Here is a 23532-nt window from a genome sequence, read left to right on the forward strand (position 1 = left end):
GACGGCGATCCTCCGGAGCGCCACCGTAGAGCGGCTGCCCGGCGCCGCATGTAGGAACGCGACGGCGCGCGTCGTAAGGGCCGCGCCTCTAGGCGAGGAATCCGTAGAGCTCGGCCGGATTGTCCACCAGCAGCTTGCGGCGCGCGGCTTCGCTGTCAAAGAGCGCCAGCGCCCAGTCGAGCAGGGCTGCATTGGAGGGCTCGGGCTTGACGTTGGGATGCGGCCAGTTGCTGGCCCAGACGCAGCGCTCGGGATAGCGCCGGGCCAGCAGGCGCGCGAGCGGCACTGCGTCGGCGTACGCGGGCGGGCCGCTCTTGGAGGTCTCGTAGGGCGCGGCCAGCTTGATCCAGCAGTTGCCCTTGTCGAGCAGGCGGCAGAGCGCGCCCACGGCCTCGCCGTCGAGCGCCACGGGTCCGAGGAACTTGCCGATGTGGTCAATGACGAAGCGCCCCGGCAGGCGCGCCAGCATCGCCATGTGCTGCGGCAGCTCGCGCCCGTCGAGCTGCAGGTTGATGTGCCAGGCGAGCGGCGCGATCCGCGCGGCCATGCCCTCCAGACTGGACCAGGGCAGCAGGCCGCCCGACAACATCATGAAGCGCACGCCGCGCATGCCGGCACGGTGCAGGCGCTCGAGCTCGGCATCGGCCACCTCGGGCGGCACCACCGCGATGCCGCGCGCCTCGGCGCCCAGCTGCTCCAGCGCCGACAGCGTGCAGCGGTTGTCGAAGCCGTAGCCCGTGGGCTGGACCACGATGGTGCGCGTGAGGCCGAGCGCCTGCTGCACCTCGCTGTAGGCCGAGGCCGGCGCATGCGGCGGCTTGAAGGTCGCGGTCGGCGCGAGCGGCCAGGCGTCTTCGTAGATGTGGACATGGCAATCGCAGGCGCCGGCGTAGTCGATGGGAGCAATCGTCATGCGGCAAGCCTCCATTGCGCAATCCGCGTGGCATGCGCCGCATTCACGGCACCGGGCGGCATCTCGCCGCGCATCAGCGCGGCGATCTGGGACACGGTCTCGAGCGCCTGGTGCTCCACCGCCGGCAGCGTGAGCCCGCCGATGTGCGGCGTGGCGACGACGCGCGGATGGCGCGCGAGCGCCGGCGCGGGCATCTGGTCGGGCGCGCGCCCGACGTCGAGCGCGGCGCCGGCCATGCGGCCGGATTCGAGCGCGGCCAGCAGGGCCTCGTCGTCAACCAGCTCGCCGCGCGCCGCATTGATGAAGAAGGCGCCCGCCTTCATGGCCGCGAAGGCTTCGGCGTTCATGAGCTTCTCGGTCTGCGCGTTGGCCGGCGCCAGGCAGACGACGAAGTCGGACTGCGCCAGCAGCGCCGGCAGCGCGACCTGCTCGCGCATCGGCTGCCTGGCGATCGGCTGCGGATCGTTGACCAGCACGCGCATGCCGAAGGCCTGCGCCAAGTCGCCGAGATAACGGCCGATCGCACCGAAGCCGATGATGCCCAGCGTCGACGCGCGCAACTGCCGGCCCATGAAGGGCGCCGGCGGCTCGCCGCGGTGATAGGCATGCGTGTAGCGCCCGATGCCGCGGGCGAGGTCGACCATCGCGGCGACGGTCCACTCGGCAACCGCCGGCACGAAGCCCGGGCTGGCCTGCGTTACCAGCACGCCGTGCCGACTCGCGGCCTGGACGTCGACGGTGCGGATGTCGACCGCGCAGCGCACGAAGGCTGCCAACTGCGGCAGGTCGCGGAAGAGCGATTCGGGGCCGGGCGTCTGCCGGTATGCGATCAGCGCATCGCAGCCCCGCGCCGCGGCCACCAGTTCGGGCGTCGAGAGCTCGCGCGCCTCGGGATTGAAGCGCACTTCGGCGATCGCCTCCAGCGCCTGGGTGGCCTTGGGGCCGAAGTACTGCGCCAGCTTGTCGGCTGGATGCGTCACGAAAACGGTCGTCATGTGGCTGCCTTCTCGGGCTTGGTTTTTCTTGTGCTGCGGGGCCGGCCGGCCGCGGGCGGCGGCGGCGCGACGGACTCGCGTTCGATCAGTTGAACTTCGGTGAAGACCTGCTCGCGCTCGTCCTCGCCGGCCTCGCTCGGGTGCTGCATCACGCGCTCGACCATGGCGCGCGCCATCTCGCGCACCGGCAACTGCACCGTGCTCAGCATCGGGTTCGACAAGGTCGCGAGGAACAGGCCGTCGATGCCCACCACCGAAACCTCCTCCGGCACGCGCAGGCCGGCTTCGCGCAGTCCCGCCATCAGCCCGAGGGCCATCAGGTCGTTGAGCGCGACGATGCCCGTCGGATGCTCGGGCAGGCCTGCGATCTGCAGCGCGGTCGCGCGGCCGACCTCGGCGATCACCGAATCGCCGTATTCGTTGAGCGCGCCGCCGTCGAGCACCTGAGCACTCGCACGCAGGCCTGCGGCCTCGGCGGCGGCGAAGAAGCCGTCGATCTTGGCGCTGCGGCTCATGGTCATGCCGGCCACGGTGGCGAAGGCCAGGCGCCGGTGGCCCTTGTCGATCAGGTGCTGCGTCGCCAGGCGCGCGGCCTCGAAGTTGTCGGGCATCACGTGGCCCACCTTCGAAGGCTTGCCCGGCGTCGCGCCGCGGTCGTAGCTCACCACCACCATGCCGCGCTCCACCGCCGACTCGAAGTGGCGCTCGTCGGCCAGCGAGGAGATCACGATCACGCGCCGCACGCCGTGCGCCAGCAGGTCTTCGAAGAAGGCGCTTTCCTTCTCGCGGTCGCGGTAGGTGCTGCCGATCAGGAGGCGAAAGCCGAAGCGCTCCTGCGCGATGCTTTCGATCTCGCGCGCGATGTAGCCGTACATCGGGTTCGCCATCGACGGCACCAGCAGGCCCAGGAGCGGCGTCTGCCCGGTCTTCAGCTGCTGGGCCAGCTTGCTGGGCCGGAACTGCAGCGCGTGGATCGACGCCTCGACGCGCGCCAGCGTTTCGGCGCGCATGCGGTCGGTGCGGCCATTGAGCACGTTGGACACGGTGCTCACCGACACGGCGGCATGGCGGGCGACGTCCTGGATGGTGGTCATGAGTTCGGTTTTCTCGGCTACAGCCCGAGCCGGTTCGGGAGCCACAAGGAGAACGACGGGACGAGCACCAGCACGACCAGCGTCACCAGGAGCACTGCCAGGTATTTCATCATGGGCCGGGCCACGTTCTTCACCTCGGTGCCGGTGATCGCGCAGGTGGCGAACAGGCCGAGACCGATGGGCGGCGCGAACAGGCCCAGGCCCATCGCGATCACCATCACCGTGCCGAAGTGCAGCGGGTTGATGCCCAGCTGCTGCGCGATCGGCGTCAGCAGCGGGCCGAAGATGATCAGCGCCGGCGCGCCTTCGAGCACGGCGCCGAAGACGATCATGATCGCCACCGACAGCAGGATGAACATCACGCTGCCGTACTGCTGCGCGAAGGCGATCATGGTGGACGACACTAGCTGCGGGATCTGCTCGATGGTCAGCGCGAAGGACACGCTGGACGCGGCCGCGACGATGAAGAGGATGCTGCCCGCCATCGAGGCCGAGCGCACGAAGAGCTGCGCCATGGCGCGCGCGCTGAGCTCGCGGAAGGCCAGGCTGCCGACCACCAGCGCATAGACCACGGCGAAGGCCGAGACCTCGGTCGAGGTCGCGACGCCCGAGGTCACGCCTTTGCCGATCATGCCCACCATGACGATCGCGACCAGCGCGCCGCCGAGCAGCTTGAAAAGCGGCGTGCGCTTTTCGAAGGCATCGTCGGGATTGATCTTGCGCCCGACGATGATCGCCAGCGCGCCCAGCGCCAGCGCCATCACGGCCGCGGGCACCAGGCCGGCCATGAAAAGGCCGGCGATCGAGATGTTGGCCACGAAGCCCATGATGATCATGTTGATGCAGGGCGGGATGGTCTCGGCCATCACGGCCGTGCAGGCCAAGAGGCCCGCGGCTTCGTTCGGGTCCTGCTTGGTGCGGCGCACCGCCGGCATCACGATGCCGCCCACCGCGGCGATGTCGGCCAGCTTGGAGCCCGACACGCCCGAGAAGAAGGCGGTCGCGGTGATGGTGATCAGGCCCAGCCCGCCGCGCACGCGGCCGAAGATGCGCAGCAGCAACTCGATCAGCCGCGAGGACATGCCGTTGGACTCCATCAGCAGGCCGGCCAGCACGAAGAAGGGAATGGCCAGCAGCACGAAGTGGTCGGTGCCGGCCATGACCTGCTGCGAGTAGATCAGCATCGGCAGCGAAGGATCGGAGAGAAAGTAGAGCAGCGCCGAGAAGGCCAGCACGAAGCCGATCGGCACGCCCAGCACCAGCCCGCCGATGAAGCCGGCCGCCAGCAGCAGGCCGCTCGGGATCGCATGCTGCGGCACCAGCGCGTTCCAGCCGAAGACCGTCGCCGCGAGCAGCACGCAGGCAGCCAGCGTACCGAGCACCACGCGGCGCGGACCGTTGAGCGCATTGGCCAGGCCGAACAGCGTCATGAACAGGCTGCCGATCACCACCGGATAGACGTAGAGCCATTGCGGCAGGCCGATCGAGGTGGTCTGTCCGTAGGTGTCGACGAGCAGCAGGGTCGACGAGACGAAGAGGCTCGCGGCCACGCCCGCGATGATCCAGTGGCTCACCTGCATCAGCGCCGGCTGCCAGTGCGCGGGCAGCAGGTGGCGGAACAGGTCGATGCCCACGTGCTGGCTGCGCGCGAGCACGGTGGCAGCACCGAAGAAGACCAGCACGATCATCAGCGCACGTGCGATCTCCTCGGCCCAGTCCACCGGGTCGTGCAGGAAGTAGCGGAACACGACCGAGAGGAAGACCACGACCACGTCGGCCGCCAGCACGACGGCCGACAAGATCTCGGTCCAGCGGTTCAGTGCGCTGAGCCAGCCGCCCGAGACGGTGTCTTGGCGAAAGCCCAGCGCGGGTGCGGCGAGCGCGGACATGGTCTCAGACCCGCGCCGCGTTGACCGCGGCGAAGAGGGGCGCCGTCGCCGGGTACTGCTTGGCGAAGTCGGCCCAGAGCCTGCTTTCCATCTCCTTGCGCACAGCGGCGCGGTCGGCCGCGGCCATCGGGAAGAAGCTCATGCCCTTGCGCTGCAGTTCCTCGATCGCGGCCTTGCCCTTGTCGCTCGCGATGGCGCGCTGCTGCGTGGTCGCATCGTGGACCGCCTTCAGGAAGGCCGGGCGCAGGCTGGCGGGAATCTTGTCCATGCCGCGCTTGCCGATCACCACCACCATCGGGCTGAACAGGTGCTCGGTGAGCCAGCAGGACTTGACCACCTCGTTGAGCTTGCTGGCCAGCACCGTGGCCGCATCGTGCTCGAAGCCGTCGACCACGCCGGTCTGCGCCGCCATGTAGAGCTCGCCGAAGGGAATCGGGGTGGGGATCGCGCCCATCAGCTTGAAAGTCTCGATGAAGGCCGGCGTGGGCAGCACGCGCAGCTTCACGCCCTTGATCTCCGCCAGCGACTTGACCGGTGCCTTGGTGTAGACGCTGCGCGCGCCGAAGTGCGAGGCCCAGGTCAGGATGGTGCAGCCCGAGCGCTTCTGCAGCAGTTCGTTGAGGGTTGTCCCGGCCGGGCCTTCGAGCGCCTTGCCGGCATGGGCGTAGCTGTCGAACAGGTAGCCCAGGTCGAGCATGCCGATCTCGGGCGAGATGGTGGCGAAGATGGAGGAGCCGGTCACCATCATGTCGACCGAGCCGACCTTGACCTGCTGAACCACGTCGCTTTCCTTGCCCAGCTGGTTGTTGGGGAAGTAGTCGATGCGGATGGCGTCGCCGACAGCCGCCTTGAGATTGGCCTGCAGGCGCTGGCACCACACGTAGTGGGCGGCGTTGTCGTCCGCCAGCATCGAGGAGGAGAAGCGCAGCGCAATGGTCGATTGCGCGCGGACGAGGGCAGGAAATCCTGCAAGGGCGGCCAGCGATGCGGCAGCGCCCGCATGCACGAATCGGCGGCGTGGGATCGAAACCATGCTTTGTCTCCAGACTTGTATCGAAAGAGTGCACAGAATCGCGGTGTATCGATTTACTGTACCGGTTTACTATATCGATATACAAGCTGACTGCCGATCAGGGTTTTCCCGCCCTCCGCGGGGAAATGTCAGCGCGAACCGTCCGGCCTCAGGATCAGCCTGCCATCGGGAGCTCGCTCGCAGGTGCCCGAGAGGGTGTCGCCGCGCCGCCCCGGCATCTCGAAGCGCGCGCCTTCGGCTTGGCCGGCGCAGGCGTCCGACACTTCCAGAGGCGGTCCGCGGTAGGCGAAGGGCGGCATCGAAGCGCCGGGCCGGGGCGGCGGCGCGAACGGTGCAGGCGGGGGCGGCAGCATGATGCAGCCCGTCAAGGTCGCGGCCAGCAGAAGGGCCGTGCAGGCGTGTGTCGTTTTCATTCGTTCATCCAGTCGAGGGATGGGACGAAGTGTGCGAATCGACTTGGGAGAAATCTGGGAAGCGTTCCCTATTCGAGCGGCGCCTCGAACGCGAATCCCACACCGTAGACGGAGCGGATCCAGTCGTGCGAAGGTGCGGCGCTCGAGAGCTTGCGGCGCAGGTTCTTGACGTGGCTGTCCACGGCCCGTTCGGACACGTCGGCGTCGTCGTCGTAGGCCAGTTCCAAGAGCCTGGCGCGCGAGAAGATGCGGCCGGGGTGCCGCGACATCGCCTGCAGCAGGCGGAACTCGCGTCGCGTCAGGTTGAGCGCGGTGCCGTTCAGGGATGCGCGCCAATGCACGTCGTCCAGCTGCAGGGACGACGTCGCCTGGTCCGCCGCGGCCTCGCCTTGAACGCGCCGGAGAACTGCCTTCACGCGCGCGACGACTTCGCGCGGCGAGAAGGGCTTGCACACGTAGTCGTCAGCACCCAGCTCCAGGCCGAGCAGGCGGTCGACCTCTTCGATGCGCGCGGTGAGCATGATGATCGGGTGCCGGGTGTGCACGCGGGCCTGCCGCAGCACGCTCAGGCCGTCGAGACCCGGCAGCATGATGTCCAGCAGGCTGAGGTCGGGCGGCGCCTCGAGCATGCGGGCCAGCGCGCTGTGGCCATCGGCCACGTGCTCGGTCTCGTAGCCGGCATGGCGCAGGTAGTCCTGCAGCACCGAGGCGATGTCGGCTTCGTCTTCGACGATGAGGATCCGGCTCATGACGTTGGCGCTAGCGGGAGCCACAGCGTGATCCGCACGCCGCCGAGGGGAGACGCCAAGGCGTCGATCTCGCCGCCGTGCGCCTCGATCGTGGCGCGGCAGATGGACAGGCCGAGGCCGGAGCCGCCCAGCGCGCGGCTGCGCGACCCTTCGGCGCGGAACAGCCGCTCGAACAGCCGCGGCAGCTCGTCGGCCGCGACGCCCGGCGCGCTGTCGTCGAAGCGCAGCACCATCCGCTGCGCGCCGCTGCTTCCCTCGACGGCGGCGCCGATGCGCAGGGCGCCGCCCGCATCGGTGTAGGAGAGTGTGTTTTCGAGCAGGTTCATGAAGACCTGGTGCAGGCGATGCGCATCGCCGTCGACCACCGGTTGCGATTGTGCCGCCAGGGCCTCGATAGCCTGCGCATCCACCGCAATGCGGTGCTGGGCGAAGCGATTGCGCGTCATGGCCAAGGCCTCCTTCAGCAAGGTGAGCGGAAAGACGGGCGCCCTCGTCAACGATTCGGCCGGCGGATCGCGCATGCTGCTGCGCAGGTCGTCGACCAGCTGGCCCAGCCGCATGACCTGCCGGTGCAGCCGCAATGCGGTGCGATCGTCGAAGCTGCGCACGCCATCCTGCAAGGCCTCGATCTCGGCGCGCATGGCGGCGAGCGGCGTGCGCAGCTCGTGCGCCACGTCCGCCAGCCAGGCGCGCCGCGAGGTCTCGACCGTGTCCAGGCGCTCGGCCATGTTGTTGAAGGTGCGGCCCAGCAAGGCCAGTTCGTCCGAACCGCGCACCTGTACGCGGGTGCCGAGCCGTCCGCGCGCCACGTCCTGCGCACCCTGCGTGAGCGCATCGATCGGGCTGAGCCAGCGCCGCGCCAACTGCCAGGACAGCACCAGCGCGAAGACCAGGCCGACGAGGCCGGTCACCACGATGACCCCAGACTGGCGCGCGAAGAACGCCCGGTCGGCTTCGCTGTCGAGTCCTTCGACGGGCGCCAGCACTAGATGGCCGATGACCAGGCGGCCGCTGCGTATCGGCAGCTGGGCGGCCGACGCCATATCGACGCTGGCGCCGGCGACCCGTGCGCCGGATGCGTCCACCACGCCCAGCCGCTGGTAGATCGAATCTGCCGCTTCTCGCGGATCGGCGAAAAAGCCGGGCGGAGGCGGAGGCATGAAATGCCTGGGCAAGAGCTCCAGCTGCGGCGCGAAACCAGGCGGAGGACGGTCTTCGAAGCGCCGCGGCCGTGCGTACCACGGCGGCAGCCGGGCATCGTCCTTGTCGCGGGTCTCGACCTGCGCCGTGCCCGGATCCCCCATCTGCAGCCGATGCCAGGCGCCCTCGTCCTTGCGCAGCTTGTCCCAGCTGCCGTTGGCGGCGTAGTGCTTCTGCAGCAACTGCGCCAGCCAGTCCATGCGGCGGATCTCGATCTCCGCGACATAGGGGCCCAGGCCGCGCTGCAGCGCAAAGATGGAAAAGGCCGCGGAAAGCAGCAGCAGGACGACCAGCAGGGTGGCCAGGGCGAAGAAGATCTTTCTGCTGAGCGTCAGGCGTGGCATTGGTGGGGAGGTCGGCGCATGGCCGCATTCTGCGGCACGCGCGTGGCGGCAGTTCCATCACGCGCGGCGGGCGGATGTTGGAAGCCGAATTGGGAGGAAATTGGGAGAAGGTCCGAGCGGAGGCTCCCACGCAAACCCTGCGCCATAGACCGATCGGATCCACTCGTGCGTGGGCGTGACGACGCCAAGTTTGCGCCGCAGGTTCTTGACGTGGCTGTCGATCGCGCGATCGGTCACGTCGGCTCCGGCGCTGAACGTGAGTTCGAGCAGGCGTGCTCGCGAATAGATGCGGCCCGGATGCCGCGACAGCACCTGCAGGAGGCTGAACTCGCGGCGCGTCAGATTGAGCGCTGTTCCGTCGAGCGAGGCTCGCCAGTACACGCCGTCGAGCACCAGGCCTGGCAGGTCCTGCCCGGTTCGGGTCCTTGCATCGTTGGGGGAAAAGCGCCGCAACACGGCGCCCACGCGTGCGACCAGCTCGCGCGGAGAAAAGGGTTTGCACACATAGTCATCGGCACCGAGCTCCAGGCCGAGCAGGCGGTCGACCTCCTCGATCCGGGCAGTGACCATGATGACCGGGTGGTCGGTGTGCTCGCGCGCGCCGCGAAGTACTTCGATGCCATCGAGGCGTGGCAGCCCGATATCGAGCAGAGTCAGGTCGGGCGGCGATTCGACGATGTGCTCGAGCGCACCTTGGCCATCGGCGAAATGCGTGGTTTCGTAACCCGCAGCGCGCAGGTAGTCCTGAACGACCGATGCGATGTCGAGTTGATCCTCGACGATGACGATGCGGGCCATCAGGATGCCGGGACGCGACTCATTGAGTCGTTAGGGCCGAGGCTCCTTCCCTGCCTTCCCTGCCTTCCCTGCCTTCCCGGCAGTTGTGCATGTGGTCGTCGATCGTCAGCTCGCCCTGGATGTCCACCAGCAATTGCACCGTCCGTTCGATGGCATCGGCATTCAGCAGCGGATAGCTTCGCGCGGTACGGCCGTTGTTGCGTGCCAGGCGCGCGATATAGGACAGGTCCTGATGCGTGACGATGGCGGCCGGCATCACGCCTTCGAGCTCGACGCCTTCGCAAGGCAGCAGGACGAAATACTGCAGCCTCAGGTCGTCGGGCAGCAGGCTTCGCAGTTGCGTGGTCTTGCGGCCGCCCTGCAAGGCAGGGTCCGAGACCTCGCGAGCCCTGCTGCACCCATGGAGGCGCAAGAACCAGCGCGGCGGCGCCTGGTCGGAGTTCTTCCGGTAGACAAAGGCATTTCGCCAAGCCTTGATCTCGAAGAGATAGACGCCGGTTTCGCACACGATCACGGCATCGATCCTGGCGGTGCGCACCGGGCAAGCTGCGGGCATCGGGATGACGAGGTCCCGCAAGATGCGCATGTGGGGGAACGCAGGACCGAATGTACGGACGAGCTGCTGCACGCCCAGCGATGCCGCCAGCTCGTGGAAAGACGATGTGCCGGGGATGCGGTATGGGCTCTGGACCGGGTCCGATGTCGGGTATCCGTGGCGGGGCAGCATGGGCACTGCGCCGCCGTGCGTTCTCTGCAAGGAAATGGTCATTCAGGGCTCCTTCGAATCCCGAGGATCACGCGTCTTTTGGGAGACTTTAGGTAGAGCATCGAGCAGCGCCGATCTCGAAGCCGGGCTGCCGTCGATCGACGTTCCGTTGCCCAGCCGAGCGAAGAGTGCGATCCACGCGACCGCGAGATCGCCGTTGGCGACGGCGACCAATTGCAGATGCTGCAACAGTCCCAGGAAATCCTCCATGAGCTGGACTTCCAACATTTCGCCCCGATCGCGGCGCTTCTTGGCCGCCTCGAATTCGGCATTCGCGTCGCGCATCCGGTTGTATGCGGCGTTCGCGATATCGCTTTGCGTTTGCAGGCGCTGCAAGGCCTCGGACACTTCGTTTCGCGCCTGGGCCACGATGGCGAGATAGAGGGGAGGGCCGAGGAGCGCCGCCTGAGCCTCATCGTTCGCCGCGCGCTCGCTCGACGCATCCGTGGCCTCGATCGCGTCGGCGAGTGCTGCCGCCGAGTCGATGCCGTAGAGCGCCGCAGCGAGAGTGACATCGTCGCGGTTTGCGAGCAACGCCTCCGGCAGCGCGCTCGGCACCGGCGCAAGGAACTTGGGAAGCGTTCTCGTCCGGTCTGCGAGGGCGGCGCCGATGACCTCGGTCAGGGCCGCTTCCGACATGCCGCACTGGGCGGCAAGAAACGCGATATGGATTTCGCGCTGCGCCCTGATCTTCCTGATCGCATCGTCAGCCTTGGTCTTGCGGCCGACGAGTTCCTTGATGAAGTCATCGTGCTCCGGATTGCTCGCAATCATCAGCTGCAACTGCCGTGCGGCGGCGGACCGCGCGTTCTCCAGGTACGTCAGGCTGAAGGCCTGTACCCTGAGCGAGACGTATGCGGTGGCAACACCAATCTCGACAGGCACTGCATTCAGCGGCCTCGCAGCGCTCGTCGAAGCGGAATGCCGGCGTGCCATCCCGATCAGCTCGGTCATCGTCTCGTCGTCAAAGCCGGACCACCAAGACTGCGAACGGGAGGGCATCGCGCCGTCGAGGAACGATCCGACTTCGAGGGCCGAATTGGAACTCGTCGTAGCGCGGCTTGTGTCGGCGCAGCCAAGCGCCAGCGTGCCGCAGATCACTGCCATCAGTGGCCAGGAGCGAATCATGTGTGTGGATCTCCAGCAGTCGGTCTTCACCCGCTCGCGCTTTCGCGTTGCGACAGCGGGCGATGCCGACATCATTTCGTGCGAATGGGGAGAAATCTAAGCGGCTCTTTGAGACGAGGTTCCAAGCCGACGCTTTGCAGATGGTGCGTACAAACAACGGGCAATGCGATGCGTCCCGCACTTACCAGATTCCTCCAACTTTGAACGAGACCATCCGACCAGCTGCCCGATGAGGGCGGTCGCGATGTTGTCCAGGATCGCCTCGCACCTGGACCAATTTCGGCCTGTTGAGCGGGTCATGGCTCGAAGAGGTCGTGCCTCGTTCGAAACCGGAGAAAACCTGAATGAAAAAATCCCTTACGGCAATCGCCGCTCTCGCTGTGACCGGCCTGGCCGCTGCGCAGTCGTCCGTCACGATGTTCGGCGTCGTTGACGCCGGCGTCAGCTATCAATCTGCGACTTCACGAGATGCGGCGACCGGCGCCAGCTCCAAGCAGACCAGGACGACGCTCTCCAATTCCGGCTACAACTCGAGCCGCATCGGTTTCCGCGGCACCGAAGACCTCGGCGGCGGCCTCGCCGCCAGCTTCTGGCTCGAAGCGCCGATCACCAACGACGACGGCGCGACGGGCATTTCCACCTTCAACCGCCGCTCGACGGTGAGCCTGTCCGGCGGCTTCGGCGAACTGCGCCTGGGCCGCGACTACACGCCCACCTTCTGGAACGACACCGTGTTCGACCCCTTCGGCACCAACGGATCGGGCACCAACGTGATCAGCTCCGTCAACGGCAGCACCGGCCTGAACAACACGAACTACGTGCGCGCCAGCAACTCGATCGGCTACTTCCTGCCGCCGAACCTGGGCGGCTTCTACGGCCAGCTCCAGTACAGCCTGCACGAGAACACCGACAGCAGCACGGCGGCCGACACGGCGTCGACCAACAGCAACGCCGGGCGCTACATCGGCGGGCGCTTCGGCTGGGCGAACGGGCCGCTGGACGTCGCAGTGTCGGCGGGCCAGAACATCGCCGTCGACACCCTGGCGCTCACGCGCAAGGTGCAGACCATCAACCTCGGCGCGTCCTACGACTTCGGGCCGGTCAAGCTGTTCGGTGAACTCTCGAACGTGCAGAACAAGTTCGATACCGCGCTCGGCAACACTCATGACAGCTACAACGGCTACCTGATCGGCGCGACCGTTCCCGTGGGTGCAGGCCTGATCCGCGCGTCGTACTCCACGGTCCGCTACAACGAAGGCGCCGCCGGCATCACCGGCGAGGATCCGCGCGTTCAGAAGTTGGCCCTGGGCTATGTGCACAACCTGTCCAAGCGCACCGCGCTGTACGCCACCGTCGCGCGCGTGAACAACCGCAACGATGCGGCCTACACCGGCAGCCTGAGTTCGGCGATCACCACGGGCTACAGCAGCAACGGCGTGAGCTACACGGGCCTGCCGCGCTCCTCCACCGGCTACGACTTCGGCATCCGCCACGCTTTCTGATAGCGCACTGTGAGTCGCGACGGGACTCTGCCCCGTCGCGACCCGGCCTTGTCATCAACCTGGCGCCCTGAGTGGCGCCATTTGCCGTGCCTGGCATCACGGCTCCCCTGCCGATTGCCAAGGCGAGAAACCCCGGAGGTTCGGGCTGGATGCCTACCTGGCCGCGTTGCGGTCGGCAATCATCTTCGGCGTGATGAAGATCAGGAGCTCGGTCTTCTTCATCTCGCGCGTGCGCGATCGAAACAAGGTGCCGACGACCGGGAGTTCGCCCAGCACCGGAACGCGCGACTCGTCGTTGTTGTCCGTCAGTTCGAAGATGCCGCCAATCACGACCGTCCCGCCGTTGTCGACCAGCACTTCGGTCTGCACATGCTTGGTGTTGATCGCGTAGCCGGCGGTTGTCGATTGCCCGACGGAATCCTTGTTCACGTCCAGCGTCAGGATGATGTTGCCTTCCGGCGTGATCTGCGGCGTGACCTCGAGCTTGAGGTTCGCTTTCCTGAACGCGACCGAGGTGGCGCCGCTCGAAGTGGCCACCTGGTAGGGAAGCTCGGTGCCCTGTTCGATCAGGGCCTTGGTCTGGTCGGCGGTGACGACGCGCGGGCTCGCCACGACCTTGCCCTTGCCATCCTCTTCCAGCGCGGATATTTCGAGGTTCAGGATCTTCGACATGCTGGCGTTGTAGAGAGAGACGGCAAAGCTTCCCACCGAGGCGCCGCTTGAGCTGCTCGCCGGCAGGTTGACGAAATTGCTGGTGGAGGTCTCCGAAAAGGAGGCGGTGCCGTCGCTGCTCGTCGTGGGCTGGGTGCCGATCGAACTGCGGCTGCCCCTGGACGACCCGCCGAACTTGACGCCCAGCGATTTGCTGAAGGTGTCCGAAGCCTCGACGATGCGCGCTTCGATCAGCACCTGGCGCACGGGGACGTCGAGCTTCTGGATCAGCTCGGCGACCTGCGCGAGGCGCGAGGGGATGTCCGAAACGAAGAGCTGGTTGGTGCGCGATTCGGCGATCACGCTGCCGCGCGGGCTCAGGATGCGCGTCGTCGTTCCCGAACCGCCGCCACCGCCGCTCGATGCGCCGGTGCCGGTCAGGCCCTGTGCGATCGCGATGGCCTTGGTGTAGTTCAGCTGGAAGGACTGGGTGCGCATCGGCTCCAGGTTCTGGATCGTGGCCTGCGCCTCGAACTTGAGTTTCTCCTTGGCGTTGATCTCGTCCTCGGGTGCGATGCGCAGCACGCTGCCGCTCTTGCGCATGCCCAGGTTCTTGGCCTCCAGGATGATGTCCAGCGCCTGGTCCCAGGGCACGTCCTTCAAGCGCAGCGTGAGCGTGCCGGTGACGGAGTCCGAGGTCACGATGTTGAAGTTCGTGAAGTCGGCAATCACCTGCAGGAGCGAGCGGATCTCGATGTTCTGGAAATTCAGCGAGAGCTTCTCGCCGCTGTAGCCGGCGCCCTGCGTGAGCTTGGTCGGGTCGACCTTGCGCGGGCGCACCTCGACGACGAACTGGTTCTCGCTCTGGTAGGCGCTGTGCTCCCAGTCGCCCTTGGGCTCGATGGTCATGCGCACGCGGTCGCCCGATTGCTGCGTCGTCACCAACTGGACGGGGGTGCCGAAATCGGAAACGTCCAGACGGCGGCGCAGGCCCTCGGGCAGGGTCGACTTGGTGAATTCGACCACCAGGTTCTTGCCTTGCTGGCGAATGTCGACGCCCACCTGGTTGTTGGCCAGGTCGACGATCACGCGGCCGGTGTTGTCCGAGCCCGGGCGGAAATCGACGTCGCGCAACGGCAGCGTGGCGCGGCTGCGGTCTTCCGCGAAGGCCGAAGAAGTGGACGCGACCAGCGCCGCGCCGGGCGCCGGCTCCAGCGACACCAGCAGCGACTTGCCCTGGATATCCATCTTGTACGCGGTCGCCTGCTTCAGGTTCAGCACCAGGCGCGTTCGCTCAGCCGCCTGCACCACGTTGACCGAGCGCAGATTGCCCTGGTTGATCTCGATGGCCGATCGGCCGACGGCGTTCGCGACCTCCGGGAAATCGAGCGCAATGCGCGCCGGCGACTGGACGGAAAAGCCGTTCGGCAGCGCGGCCAACGGCTGCGCGAGATCGACACGGATGATTTCCGAGCCGGATTGCATCGAACTCGTGACCGATTCGATCGCGTTCTGCGCCTGGGCTGCGACGGCGGCACCGGCCATCGCGAGCAGAAGAGATGCGGTGCGCAGCAATGGCGCAATGGGCGAGTTTTGTTCGTTCACTTGGAGCTCAAGTTGGCAGCGGTTATGGACAGCCAGTGCCGGCATTGATTGGGTGTGACCCCTCTCCAGCGCACTGGTCTTCGCCCTGTGACTTTGTGTGTCAACTGCGGAGACATTGAGGAATTCGCAAATCGGCGCCGTCAGCCTTCGATCGCTGTTGCCGCGGCCCCACGCCGGCGGTGCGGAGCAGCTCCCAGATTTCTCCGAACTCGGCATCGATCATCGGTGCCATGAACTTCGCTCGGCATGTGCGCCGCTCACCCGACGGCACCGCCCCTGCGGTGCCGTGCTTCGCCCCATTCATCCCTGCAACAGGTACTCGCTTCCGCCTCCGTCGCGTGGCGGCGTTCATCGGCATGGCCGTGTCCGCATGCGCCGCCTGGGCCGTCGAGCCCTTCACGGTACGCGACATCCGGGTCGAAGGCCTGCAACGCGTGGAGCCCGGCACCATCTTCGCCTCGCTGCCGCTGCGCGTGGGCGACACCTACAGCGACGAGCGCGGCACGGCTGCCATCCGCGCGCTGTTCGACCTGGGCCTGTTCAAGGACGTGCGCATCGACGTCAGCGGCAACGTGCTGGTGGTGATCGTCGAGGAGCGCCCCACCATCGCCGACGTCGACTTCGTGGGCACCAAGGAGTTCGACAAAGCCGCGCTGCAGAAGGCGCTGCGCGAGGTCGGCCTGGCCGACGGCCGCCCCTACGACAAGGCCCTGGCCGACCGCGCCGAGCAGGAGCTCAAGCGCCAGTACGTCAGCCGCAGCCTGTACAACGCCCAGGTCGTCACCACCGTCACGCCGATCGAGCGCAACCGCGTCAACCTGACCTTCACCGTCACCGAAGGCGAGGCCGCGCGCATCCGCGAAGTGCGCATCGTGGGCAACAAGGCCTTCAGCGAAGGCACGCTGCTGGATCTCTTCGACCAGGACGCGGGCGGCTGGATGAGCTGGTACACCAAGAGCAACCAGTACTCGCGCGCCAAGCTCAACGCCGACCTGGAGACGCTGCGCTCCTACTACATCACGCGCGGCTACCTGGAGTTCCGCATCGACTCCACGCAAGTGGCGATCTCGCCGGACCGCCAGGACCTCGCGATCACGGTGAACCTCACCGAGGGCGAGAAGTTCGTGGTGGCCGGGGTCAAGATGGAGGGCAACTACCTCGGGCGCGAGGAGGAGTTCAAGTCGCTGGTGACGATCCAGCCCGGGGAGCCCTACAACGGCGAGCAGGTGACGGAGACCACCAAGGCCTTCACCGACTACTTCGGCACCTTCGGCTACGCGTTCGCGCGCGTGCAGGCGGAGCCCGAGATCGACCGCACCAACAACCGTGTGTCGCTGACGCTGAAGGCGGAGCCCTCGCGGCGGGTGTACGTGCGGCGGGTGGCCATCGGGGGCAACAACCGCACGCGCGACGAGGTGATCCGGCGCGAGTTCCGCCAGTACGAGGCGTCCTGGTACGACGGCGACAAGATCAAGCTGTCGCGCGACCGGGTGGACCGCCTGGGCTTCTTCACTGAGGTGAATGTGGAGACGCAGGAGGTGCCGGGCTCGCCGGACCAGGTCGACCTGACGATCAACGTGGCCGAGAAGCCGACCGGTACGCTGCAACTGGGCGCAGGTTTTTCCAGTGCCGAGAAGGTGTCGTTCACCTTCGGTATCGCGCAGGAGAATGTTTTCGGCTCCGGCAACTACCTCGGCCTTCAGGTCAACACCAGCAAATACAACCGGGCGCTCTCGCTGACGACCACCGACCCCTACTTCACGATGAACGGGATCTCCCGCACGATCAATCTCTTCCACACCTCGACCCGCCCGTACTACGAGGCCGACGGCAACTACAAGCTGGTGAGCCAGGGCGGCTCGGTGAAGTTCGGCGTGCCCTTCGGCGAGCTGGACACGGTCTACTTCGGCGCCGGCCTGGAGCGCTACGTCTTCACGCCGGGCAGCAATGGCAGCTACACGCTGGTCAACGGCAGCTATGTCTACACCGCCACGCCGCAGGCCTACCTCGACTACTTCCAGTGCACCGGCACTGCACCCAGCGTCACCTGCGCGAACAACAGCATCTACACCGTTCCCTTCACCATCGGCTGGTCGCGCGACGACCGCGACAGCGCACTGGTGCCGACCCGCGGCAAGCTGCAGAGCGCCAACCTCGAGCTGGGCGTGGGCAAGGACGTGCGCTACATGAAGAGCAGCTACCAGTACCAGCAGTACTTCCCGCTGTCGAAGCAGTACACGCTGGCCGTCAACGGCCAGCTCGGTTATGCCAACGCGCTGGGCGGCACGGACTTTCCCATCTTCAAGAACTTCTATGCAGGCGGCCTGGGCTCGATTCGCGGCTTCGAGCAGAACTCGCTGGGCCCGCGGGATGCCGTCACGGCCGGCGCGCTCGGCGGCACGCGCAAGGCCATCTTCAACATGGAGTTCAGCACGCCCTTTCCCGGCGCGGGCAACGACCGCTCCCTGCGTCTCTACAGCTTCTTCGACGCGGGCAATGTCTTCGCCGAGCGCACGGCCGGCATGACCGACGCGCAATGGCGCGCGCAGAACCGGATCCGCACCTCCGCGGGGCTGGGGATCAGTTGGATCTCTCCGCTCGGTCCCCTGCGCCTGGCCTATGCGGTTCCGATCAACTACCAGAAGCAGGACGATGCCAACGGCATTGCCGCGGACCGGACTCAGCGAATCCAGTTCCAGATCGGAACCTCTTTCTGAGCATTCAAAACTTCAGCAACAAGAGATCCATGACACAAGACCAACACCCCACGCTGCGCCGCCGCAGCCTGCTCGCAAGCCTGGGCGCCGCGGGCCTGGCCGCCGCCGCCCCCGCCGCGCAAGCCGCGGCCCCGAAGCTGCCGCTGACCGCCGCAACGACCGAGGGCCCCTACTACTTCGACGCGCTCAAAGTCCGCTCCGACATCACCGAAGGCCTCGAAGGCGTACCGCTCGAGGTGCGCTTTGCCGTGCTGGACATGAACGGCAAGCCGCTGCCCGGACTGCGCGTGGACATCTGGCACTGCGATGCGCAAGGCCGCTATTCGGGCTATGACAGCCAGGGCGACGATCGCGGGCTGTCGATGCAGGGCAAGACCTTCCTGCGTGGCAGCCAGACCACCGCCCATGACGGTACCGTCGTGTTCAGCACCATCTATTCCGGCTGGTACGCGGGCCGCACCACGCACATCCACTTCAAGGTGATCAACGCAACGCGCGCCGTGCTCACCTCGCAGTTCTTCTTGCCCGATGCGCTCAGCGAATTCCTCTACACCCAGCTGCCGCAGTACCGGCGCGCCAGCCTTCGCGATACCTTGAACAGCAACGACGGAATCGCGCTCCAGGCCGGCGGCACGACGATCGGTGCCGTGCGCGAGGAAGGCAAGCAGTACGTGGCCACGCTGACGCTGGTGGTGGATCCGGCGGCCAGCCCGGCGATCGATCGCCCGCCGGTTCCGGGCCGGCGCCCGCCCCGCGGCGCCGGGATGCCCGACATGCCGGGCCCGGGCCGGCCGCAGGCGCTGCAAGGCAGCGCTCGCACGGCCGCGCTTATTCCGTCGGCGCGCCGCTGACGCCGGCTTGCGGCCTGCATTCGCCGTCGGCAGCTGGCGCCGGTTGGGCGGTCGACATCAATGGCGCCAGCGTCGAGGGGTCCGCAGCGGCGCCGTCGCAACGGCGCTCGTCCAGCGCCGCGACGAGGACCGCCAGCAAGAAGCACAGCGCTGCCGCATAGGGCAGAACGGCCTCGAGGATCGCACGCGCATCGAGCCCATCCGGGGGGCCGCTCTTTGCATGCATGGGCTGCCGGGCATCGCCGGCCATCATGACAGCGCACCCCATGGCGCCGGTGCCGCATCGACGTTCGCCAAGGGCATGCGCAAGGTGATCCCGAGACCGCCGAGAGACGAGGGCGCGGCGTACAGGCGGCCGCCATGGCGATCGGCGATCCGCCGCGACAGCACGGCGCGCTCGCGGATCTCGCTGTCGGCCGGGTCCGTCTTCTGCCGCGCGGCAGACAGGCGATCGAACATCGGCGCCAGCCGCGGCTGCTGCGACGCGAGGCTCGAATCCATGAAGCTCACCGCGGCCTGCGCGCCTTCGGAACGCGCCAGTATTCGCAGCACGCCGCCGCGCGGCATGGCATCGCAGGCCAGGCGCACGATGTGCGCGAGCATGCGCCGCAACTCCTCCGCGTCGGCCCAGACGCAGAGCGCGCCATCCGGCAAGCGTTGATCGATCTCGATGCCGGCAGCTCGCAGCGCCGCACCGCTTGCGCGGGGCATCTCCTCGAGCAGCTGCCGCAGATCGATGCAGCGGCGCTCGACGGGCTCGAAACGCACGGCGGCGGGACTTGCGGCGCGGGCCTCGCGCCTGGCGATGACGCGCGGCAGCGCAACGAACAAACAGCTCAGGCTGAGGGCAACGCCGACGGCGGGCGAAAGTGCCATGGGAATAGCTCCGAATGGGTGACAGGCACCCGATGCTCGCCGGCAAAAACGGAGGAAATTGGGAGGCGGCGGGCGCTTTCGCGCCTCAGACGCCCGGCAGGGGCCGGCTCAGGTCGCGTTCGCTCTCGACCGCGAAATAGAACCATTCGGTGCCGGGCAGCGCGGCCGAATTCGGGAACACGATGAAGCCGTCGCGATCGGCCTGCACCACGCCGCCGTCGGCGCGCACGCCGATGGGCTCGCCCTTCGCCACCGGATCGAAGGTGGCCCATTCGCGCACGAACTGATCTTCTTCGTCGAGACGATCGGTCACGCTGACCAGCCGCAGCAGGGAGGGTGCCGCCGGCGGCGCTGCCTGAGGATCGGGCGCGATCATGCCCAGCAGGCGCAGCGCCGCCAGGATCGCCCGGTGGGCCACCTCGGGCGCGGCCGGGTCCTCGTGCTGCCCGCATTCCAGCGTGACACCATAGCCGCCGCGGCTGCGCATGTACTCGTTGGTGCCCCAGCCGAAGGCCAGCGCCGCATCGTCGGCCGGCTGTCCACCGGCGCGCTGCGCGAGCCCCGCGGCATAGATGTCGAGCCAGCCCTCGACCACGCGCGGGGTGCCCAGGTGCAGCGCGAGCCGGCCCTCTTCGAAAGCGCGCGCGAAGGGCTCGAGCGTGCCGGTGTTGTCGCGCGGGCCGATCATCGCGAAGGCCTCGCCCGCACTCTGGAAGGAATGCAGGTCGAGCAGCACCTCGTGCCGGTCGAGCAGCGGACACAGCAAGTCGGTGATGCGGCCTTCGTAGTCGGCCGGATCGAGGCCCGGCCGGCTCGGACGGAACAGCCGATTGAGATTGCGCTCGCCCTCGCGCCGGCCCAGGCGGCGCGCGAGCGGATTGGCGACCGGCACCATCGTGAGCTGGCCGCGCAGCAGCTGCAGCAACCCGGCGTCGAGCTCGGCGACCACGCGTTCGATACCGGCGGTGCCGCAGGTCTCGTCGCCATGCACGCCGCCCAACACCATGAGCCGCGGGCCCGATTGCAAGGCGGCGTAACCGTGGATGCGAAGGGTGTCGGTGGGTTGCGGGCTCATCTCGTCGGCCATCCTACAACGCGGCGCATGGCGGTCCTACCGGGCTTGGCACTTCGCCGTGCGACAAGCGATCGATGACAAAGGAGCAAGCCATGGCCCGCAAGCCCAAAGCCCCCGCGAAGACCGATCCGGCGAAGGACGCTGTAGGCGGAAAGACCAAAGTCGAACAGGACGGCGAATCGGCGCCGCGCCTGCCGCACGAGCGCGACCAGTCCTCGGACAGCCAGCAGAACCAGGACGGCAGCGGCGCACCGCGCGTGGGCCGCCAGGCGCTGGAGGACGTGGAGCGCGGCGTGGTCGACACCGACCGCGGGCCGGTGACGGACCGCGTCTACAACGACCAGCTCAAGCCGTGAGCGGGGTCTGGAGTTGAGCGCGCATGGCCGAGATCACGCTCGCGTAGTCCTTGGCATTGAAGATCGCGCTGCCGGCGACGAAGGTGTCGGCGCCCGCGCTGGCGACCCGGGCGATGTTGTCGACCTTGATGCCGCCGTCGACTTCGAGCCGGATGTCGCGCCCGGTCTCTTCGATGCGCTTGCGCGCCAGTTCGATCTTGCGCAGCGCCGAATCGATGAAGCTCTGGCCGCCGAAGCCCGGGTTCACGCTCATGATCAGGATCAGGTCGATCTCGTCGATCGCCCAGTCCAGCGGCTCCAGCCCCGCGCCCGGGTTGAACACCAGCCCGGCTTTGCAGCCGGCCGCCTTGATGGCCTGGATGCTGCGATGCACGTGCGGCGAGGCGTCGGGATGGAAGCTGATGTAGTCGGCCCCGGCCTGGGCGAAAGCGGCGGCCAGCGCATCGACCGGCTCGATCATCAGGTGCACGTCGATCGGCACCGGCGTGCCCTCGGCGGTCTTTGCGTGCGGGCGGAGCGCCTGGCAGACCATGGGGCCGAAGGTGAGGTTCGGCACGTAATGGTTGTCCATCACGTCGAAATGGATCCAGTCGGCGCCGGCGGCGATCACGTCGCTCACTTCGGCGCCGAGGCGCGCGAAATCGGCCGAGAGGATGGAGGGGGCGATGCGGAACGGGCTGCTCATGGCCTGGATTGTCGCAGGGAGCTTGTCCAGGCCGACGCCAGGCCGCCAGCGCGGCGAAGTCCGCGCTTCGCGCAGACGGGCGGCCTGCAGCTGCACCCTCGGGGGGCAGCGAGTACACGCAGTGACGGAGCGTGGGGGCAAGGTACCATTCCGGCGATGTCCAGCAATCCGATGAACGTTCAGGTGGAGCCCCGCTACCTGCCAGACCAGTCTTCCCCCGAAGACCGGGTCTACACCTTTGCCTACACGGTGACCGTCACCAACACAGGCAAGGAGGCCGCGCAGCTGATCTCACGCCACTGGCTCATCAACGATGCATCCGGACACACGCAGGAGGTCAAGGGCCTCGGCGTGATCGGCCAGCAACCGCTCCTGGCGCCGGGGCAGTCCTTCCGCTACACGAGCGGATGCCGGCTGCAGGGGCCGAGCGGTACCATGCACGGGAGCTATTTCTTCGTGACCGAGCGCGGCGAACGCTTCGACGTCCCGATTCCCATGTTCGTGCTGGAAGCCGACACGGGCGGTGTGCCCGTCTCGCGCGTGCTGCACTGACGCAACTCCTCTCTTCGAACCATGAACGCCGTGCGCGCTCTGGTGTCTTGAATCTGCCCGCCTGATGACGTCCTTCTTTTCCAACGATCTGCTGGGCTTCTGGGCCGAATGGGTGCGGCCCTCGGCCGGCCTGCCCACGGTCCTGTGGTCGCTGCTGCTGGCGGCCGCGGCCGCGGCCGGCCACCTGGTGCAGCGCTACATGGGCATGCCCAAGGTGGTCGGCTATTCGGTGGTCGGCACCGTGGTTGGCTTTGCCGGCTTCGAAGGCGCGATCTGGCCGCTGCAGGGCATCAGCCTGTTCCTGCTCGAGCTCGGCGTGGCGATCGTGCTGTTCGAGGCCGGCGGCCGCCTGCCGCTGCGCTGGTTCCGCCACAACCCGATGGTGCTGGTGCAGAGCCTGCTGGAGGCGACGCTGACCTACTTCTGCGTGTTCTGGGTGCTGCACTGGCTCGACGTGCCCGACCCGGTGGCCAATCCGATCGCGCTGATGGCGATCGTCGCCTCGCCGGCCGTGCTGAGCCGGGTGGTGATGGACACCCGCGCCTCGGGCCCGGTGACCGAGCGCGCCATGACGCTGGCCACGCTTAACACCTTCTACGCGCTCGCCCTCGGCTACGCGCAAGCCGGACTGATCGAGCACGCGCCGCTGGGCCTGCTGCAGAAGCTCTACCCGGTGGCGGTGGTGCTGGGCCTTTCGTTCGTGGTCGGCGCGCTGATGGCGCTCTCGCTGCGCTCGGCGCTGCGCGTGATGAGCCCGGCCAGCGAGAACACCTCCATCCTGCTGCTCGCGATCATTGCCGCCGGCGCCGCGCTGGCCGCGCACTTCGGCGGCTCGGCGCCGCTGGCGGCGCTGATCGGCGGCGTGCTGCTGAAGGCGCTGCATCCCAAGCCCTGGGCCTGGCCGCGCCAGCTCGGCACCGCGGCCTCGCTGCTCACCATGCTGATGTTCGTGCTGGTGTCGATCGTCGCCGCGCAGGCCGACTGGAGCCTGCCGGTCGCCAGCGTGGTGCTGGCGGTGATCGGCGTGCGCACCTTCGCCAAGATCGCGGGCGTCGCGATCGCCAATCCGGGCAGCGGCGCGAGCTGGAAGCAGGCCTTCTGGGTCGGCTGCGCGATGTCGCCGCTGTCCTCGATCGCGCTCCTGATCACCTCCGCCTTCGTCTCGGCATCGCCGCTGCTGGGTGCGATGATCACGCAGATCGCATTGCCGGCGATCCTCTTGATGGAAGTGCTGGGCGCCGTGCTCGCCACCATCGCCATCCACGGCGCCGGCGAGAGTTCCCAACCCTGGACGCCCGAGGCGTTCAGCACGACGGAGGACACGCAACGATGAGCGACGT

Annotated in this window: 22 protein-coding genes; 6 read left to right on the forward strand and 16 right to left on the reverse strand. The window is 67.5% G+C overall.

Going from position 1 to position 23532, the window contains the following annotated elements; translation table 11 throughout:
- Window positions 1-88: 88 nt before the first annotated feature.
- The 11 genes from ACSQ9A_RS26030 to ACSQ9A_RS26080 form a co-directional block, all read right to left on the reverse strand.
- Window positions 89-913 (reverse strand): amidohydrolase family protein, encoded by an 825-nt coding sequence (locus ACSQ9A_RS26030; RefSeq protein ID WP_436305805.1) that lies wholly within the window; start codon window positions 911-913, stop codon window positions 89-91.
- Window positions 910-1908, reverse strand: coding sequence for a hydroxyacid dehydrogenase (locus tag ACSQ9A_RS26035; protein WP_436305806.1), 999 nt, complete (start codon window positions 1906-1908; stop codon window positions 910-912). The genes ACSQ9A_RS26030 and ACSQ9A_RS26035 overlap by 4 nt, the downstream gene beginning before the upstream one ends.
- Window positions 1905-3002 (reverse strand): LacI family DNA-binding transcriptional regulator, encoded by a 1098-nt coding sequence (locus tag ACSQ9A_RS26040; RefSeq protein ID WP_436305807.1) that lies wholly within the window; start codon window positions 3000-3002, stop codon window positions 1905-1907. Before ACSQ9A_RS26040 ends, ACSQ9A_RS26035 begins: the two co-directional genes overlap by 4 nt.
- Window positions 3003-3019: 17 nt before the next feature.
- Window positions 3020-4891: a TRAP transporter large permease gene (locus tag ACSQ9A_RS26045; RefSeq protein ID WP_436305808.1), complete on the reverse strand. Its 1872-nt coding sequence runs from the start codon at window positions 4889-4891 to the stop codon at window positions 3020-3022.
- Window positions 4892-4895: 4 nt separating this feature from the next.
- Window positions 4896-5924 (reverse strand): TRAP transporter substrate-binding protein, encoded by a 1029-nt coding sequence (locus tag ACSQ9A_RS26050; protein ID WP_436305809.1) that lies wholly within the window; start codon window positions 5922-5924, stop codon window positions 4896-4898.
- A gap of 128 nt (window positions 5925-6052) precedes the next feature.
- Window positions 6053-6337, reverse strand: a complete 285-nt coding sequence (locus tag ACSQ9A_RS26055) for a hypothetical protein (protein ID WP_436305810.1) — start codon at window positions 6335-6337, stop codon at window positions 6053-6055.
- 68 nt (window positions 6338-6405) lie between these two features.
- Window positions 6406-7086 (reverse strand): response regulator, encoded by a 681-nt coding sequence (locus ACSQ9A_RS26060; RefSeq protein ID WP_436305811.1) that lies wholly within the window; start codon window positions 7084-7086, stop codon window positions 6406-6408.
- Window positions 7083-8630 (reverse strand): ATP-binding protein, encoded by a 1548-nt coding sequence (locus ACSQ9A_RS26065; RefSeq protein WP_436305812.1) that lies wholly within the window; start codon window positions 8628-8630, stop codon window positions 7083-7085. Before ACSQ9A_RS26065 ends, ACSQ9A_RS26060 begins: the two co-directional genes overlap by 4 nt.
- A 57-nt stretch (window positions 8631-8687) precedes the next feature.
- Window positions 8688-9428, reverse strand: coding sequence for a response regulator (locus tag ACSQ9A_RS26070; RefSeq protein WP_436305813.1), 741 nt, complete (start codon window positions 9426-9428; stop codon window positions 8688-8690).
- A 19-nt stretch (window positions 9429-9447) separates the two neighbouring features.
- Window positions 9448-10197 carry a nuclease-related domain-containing protein gene (locus tag ACSQ9A_RS26075; protein WP_436305814.1) on the reverse strand — a complete coding sequence of 250 codons (750 nt, stop codon included), beginning with the start codon at window positions 10195-10197 and terminating at the stop codon, window positions 9448-9450.
- Complete coding sequence (locus ACSQ9A_RS26080; RefSeq protein ID WP_436305815.1) at window positions 10198-11322, reverse strand: hypothetical protein; 1125 nt, start codon at window positions 11320-11322, stop codon at window positions 10198-10200.
- A gap of 344 nt (window positions 11323-11666) precedes the next feature.
- Between ACSQ9A_RS26080 and ACSQ9A_RS26085 the strand changes: the two genes are divergently transcribed.
- Window positions 11667-12824, forward strand: coding sequence for a porin (locus ACSQ9A_RS26085; protein ID WP_436305816.1), 1158 nt, complete (start codon window positions 11667-11669; stop codon window positions 12822-12824).
- A 153-nt stretch (window positions 12825-12977) separates the two neighbouring features.
- On the opposite strand, the gene pilQ is transcribed toward ACSQ9A_RS26085, so the two are convergent.
- Entirely contained in the window at window positions 12978-15020 is a 2043-nt protein-coding gene (gene pilQ, locus ACSQ9A_RS26090) for a type IV pilus secretin PilQ (protein WP_436306365.1), read from the reverse strand.
- Between the two features lie 416 nt (window positions 15021-15436).
- On the opposite strand from pilQ, the gene bamA reads away from it, so the two are divergent.
- Entirely contained in the window at window positions 15437-17797 is a 2361-nt protein-coding gene (gene bamA / locus ACSQ9A_RS26095) for an outer membrane protein assembly factor BamA (RefSeq protein ID WP_436306366.1), read from the forward strand.
- Between the two features lie 29 nt (window positions 17798-17826).
- Window positions 17827-18648: an intradiol ring-cleavage dioxygenase gene (locus tag ACSQ9A_RS26100; protein WP_436305817.1), complete on the forward strand. Its 822-nt coding sequence runs from the start codon at window positions 17827-17829 to the stop codon at window positions 18646-18648.
- Here the strand turns inward: ACSQ9A_RS26100 and ACSQ9A_RS26105 are convergent.
- The 3 genes from ACSQ9A_RS26105 to ACSQ9A_RS26115 all read right to left on the reverse strand — a co-directional run bounded on the left by ACSQ9A_RS26105 (window position 18626) and on the right by ACSQ9A_RS26115 (window position 20599).
- On the reverse strand, window positions 18626-18874 hold the full coding sequence (locus tag ACSQ9A_RS26105) for a hypothetical protein (RefSeq protein WP_139191740.1): 249 nt from the start codon (window positions 18872-18874) through the stop codon (window positions 18626-18628). The two genes, ACSQ9A_RS26100 and ACSQ9A_RS26105, sit on opposite strands and share 23 nt — an antisense overlap.
- Window positions 18875-18897: 23 nt before the next feature.
- Window positions 18898-19524 (reverse strand): sensor histidine kinase, encoded by a 627-nt coding sequence (locus tag ACSQ9A_RS26110; RefSeq protein WP_436305818.1) that lies wholly within the window; start codon window positions 19522-19524, stop codon window positions 18898-18900.
- Between the two features lie 85 nt (window positions 19525-19609).
- Window positions 19610-20599, reverse strand: a complete 990-nt coding sequence (locus ACSQ9A_RS26115) for a succinylglutamate desuccinylase (RefSeq protein WP_436305819.1) — start codon at window positions 20597-20599, stop codon at window positions 19610-19612.
- Between the two features lie 92 nt (window positions 20600-20691).
- Here ACSQ9A_RS26115 and ACSQ9A_RS26120 point away from each other — a divergent pair, with 92 nt between their 5' ends.
- A complete protein-coding gene (locus tag ACSQ9A_RS26120) occupies window positions 20692-20955 on the forward strand; it encodes a hypothetical protein (protein WP_436305820.1) in 264 nt (87 codons plus the stop codon).
- Here the strand turns inward: ACSQ9A_RS26120 and rpe are convergent.
- Complete coding sequence (gene rpe, locus ACSQ9A_RS26125) at window positions 20945-21640, reverse strand: ribulose-phosphate 3-epimerase (protein WP_436305821.1); 696 nt, start codon at window positions 21638-21640, stop codon at window positions 20945-20947. The two genes, ACSQ9A_RS26120 and rpe, sit on opposite strands and share 11 nt — an antisense overlap.
- A gap of 156 nt (window positions 21641-21796) precedes the next feature.
- Between rpe and apaG the strand changes: the two genes are divergently transcribed.
- Window positions 21797-22192, forward strand: a complete 396-nt coding sequence (gene apaG, locus ACSQ9A_RS26130) for a Co2+/Mg2+ efflux protein ApaG (RefSeq protein WP_436305822.1) — start codon at window positions 21797-21799, stop codon at window positions 22190-22192.
- Between the two features lie 64 nt (window positions 22193-22256).
- The gene (locus ACSQ9A_RS26135) at window positions 22257-23525 is read left to right on the forward strand and encodes a cation:proton antiporter (protein WP_093110025.1); all 1269 of its coding nucleotides are present in this window, start codon (window positions 22257-22259) and stop codon (window positions 23523-23525) included.
- Window positions 23526-23532 lie beyond the last annotated feature (7 nt).

Origin of the sequence: Variovorax sp. LjRoot290, from assembly GCF_964253985.1 — a bacterium.
In the GTDB taxonomy this organism is placed as follows: domain Bacteria; phylum Pseudomonadota; class Gammaproteobacteria; order Burkholderiales; family Burkholderiaceae_C; genus Variovorax.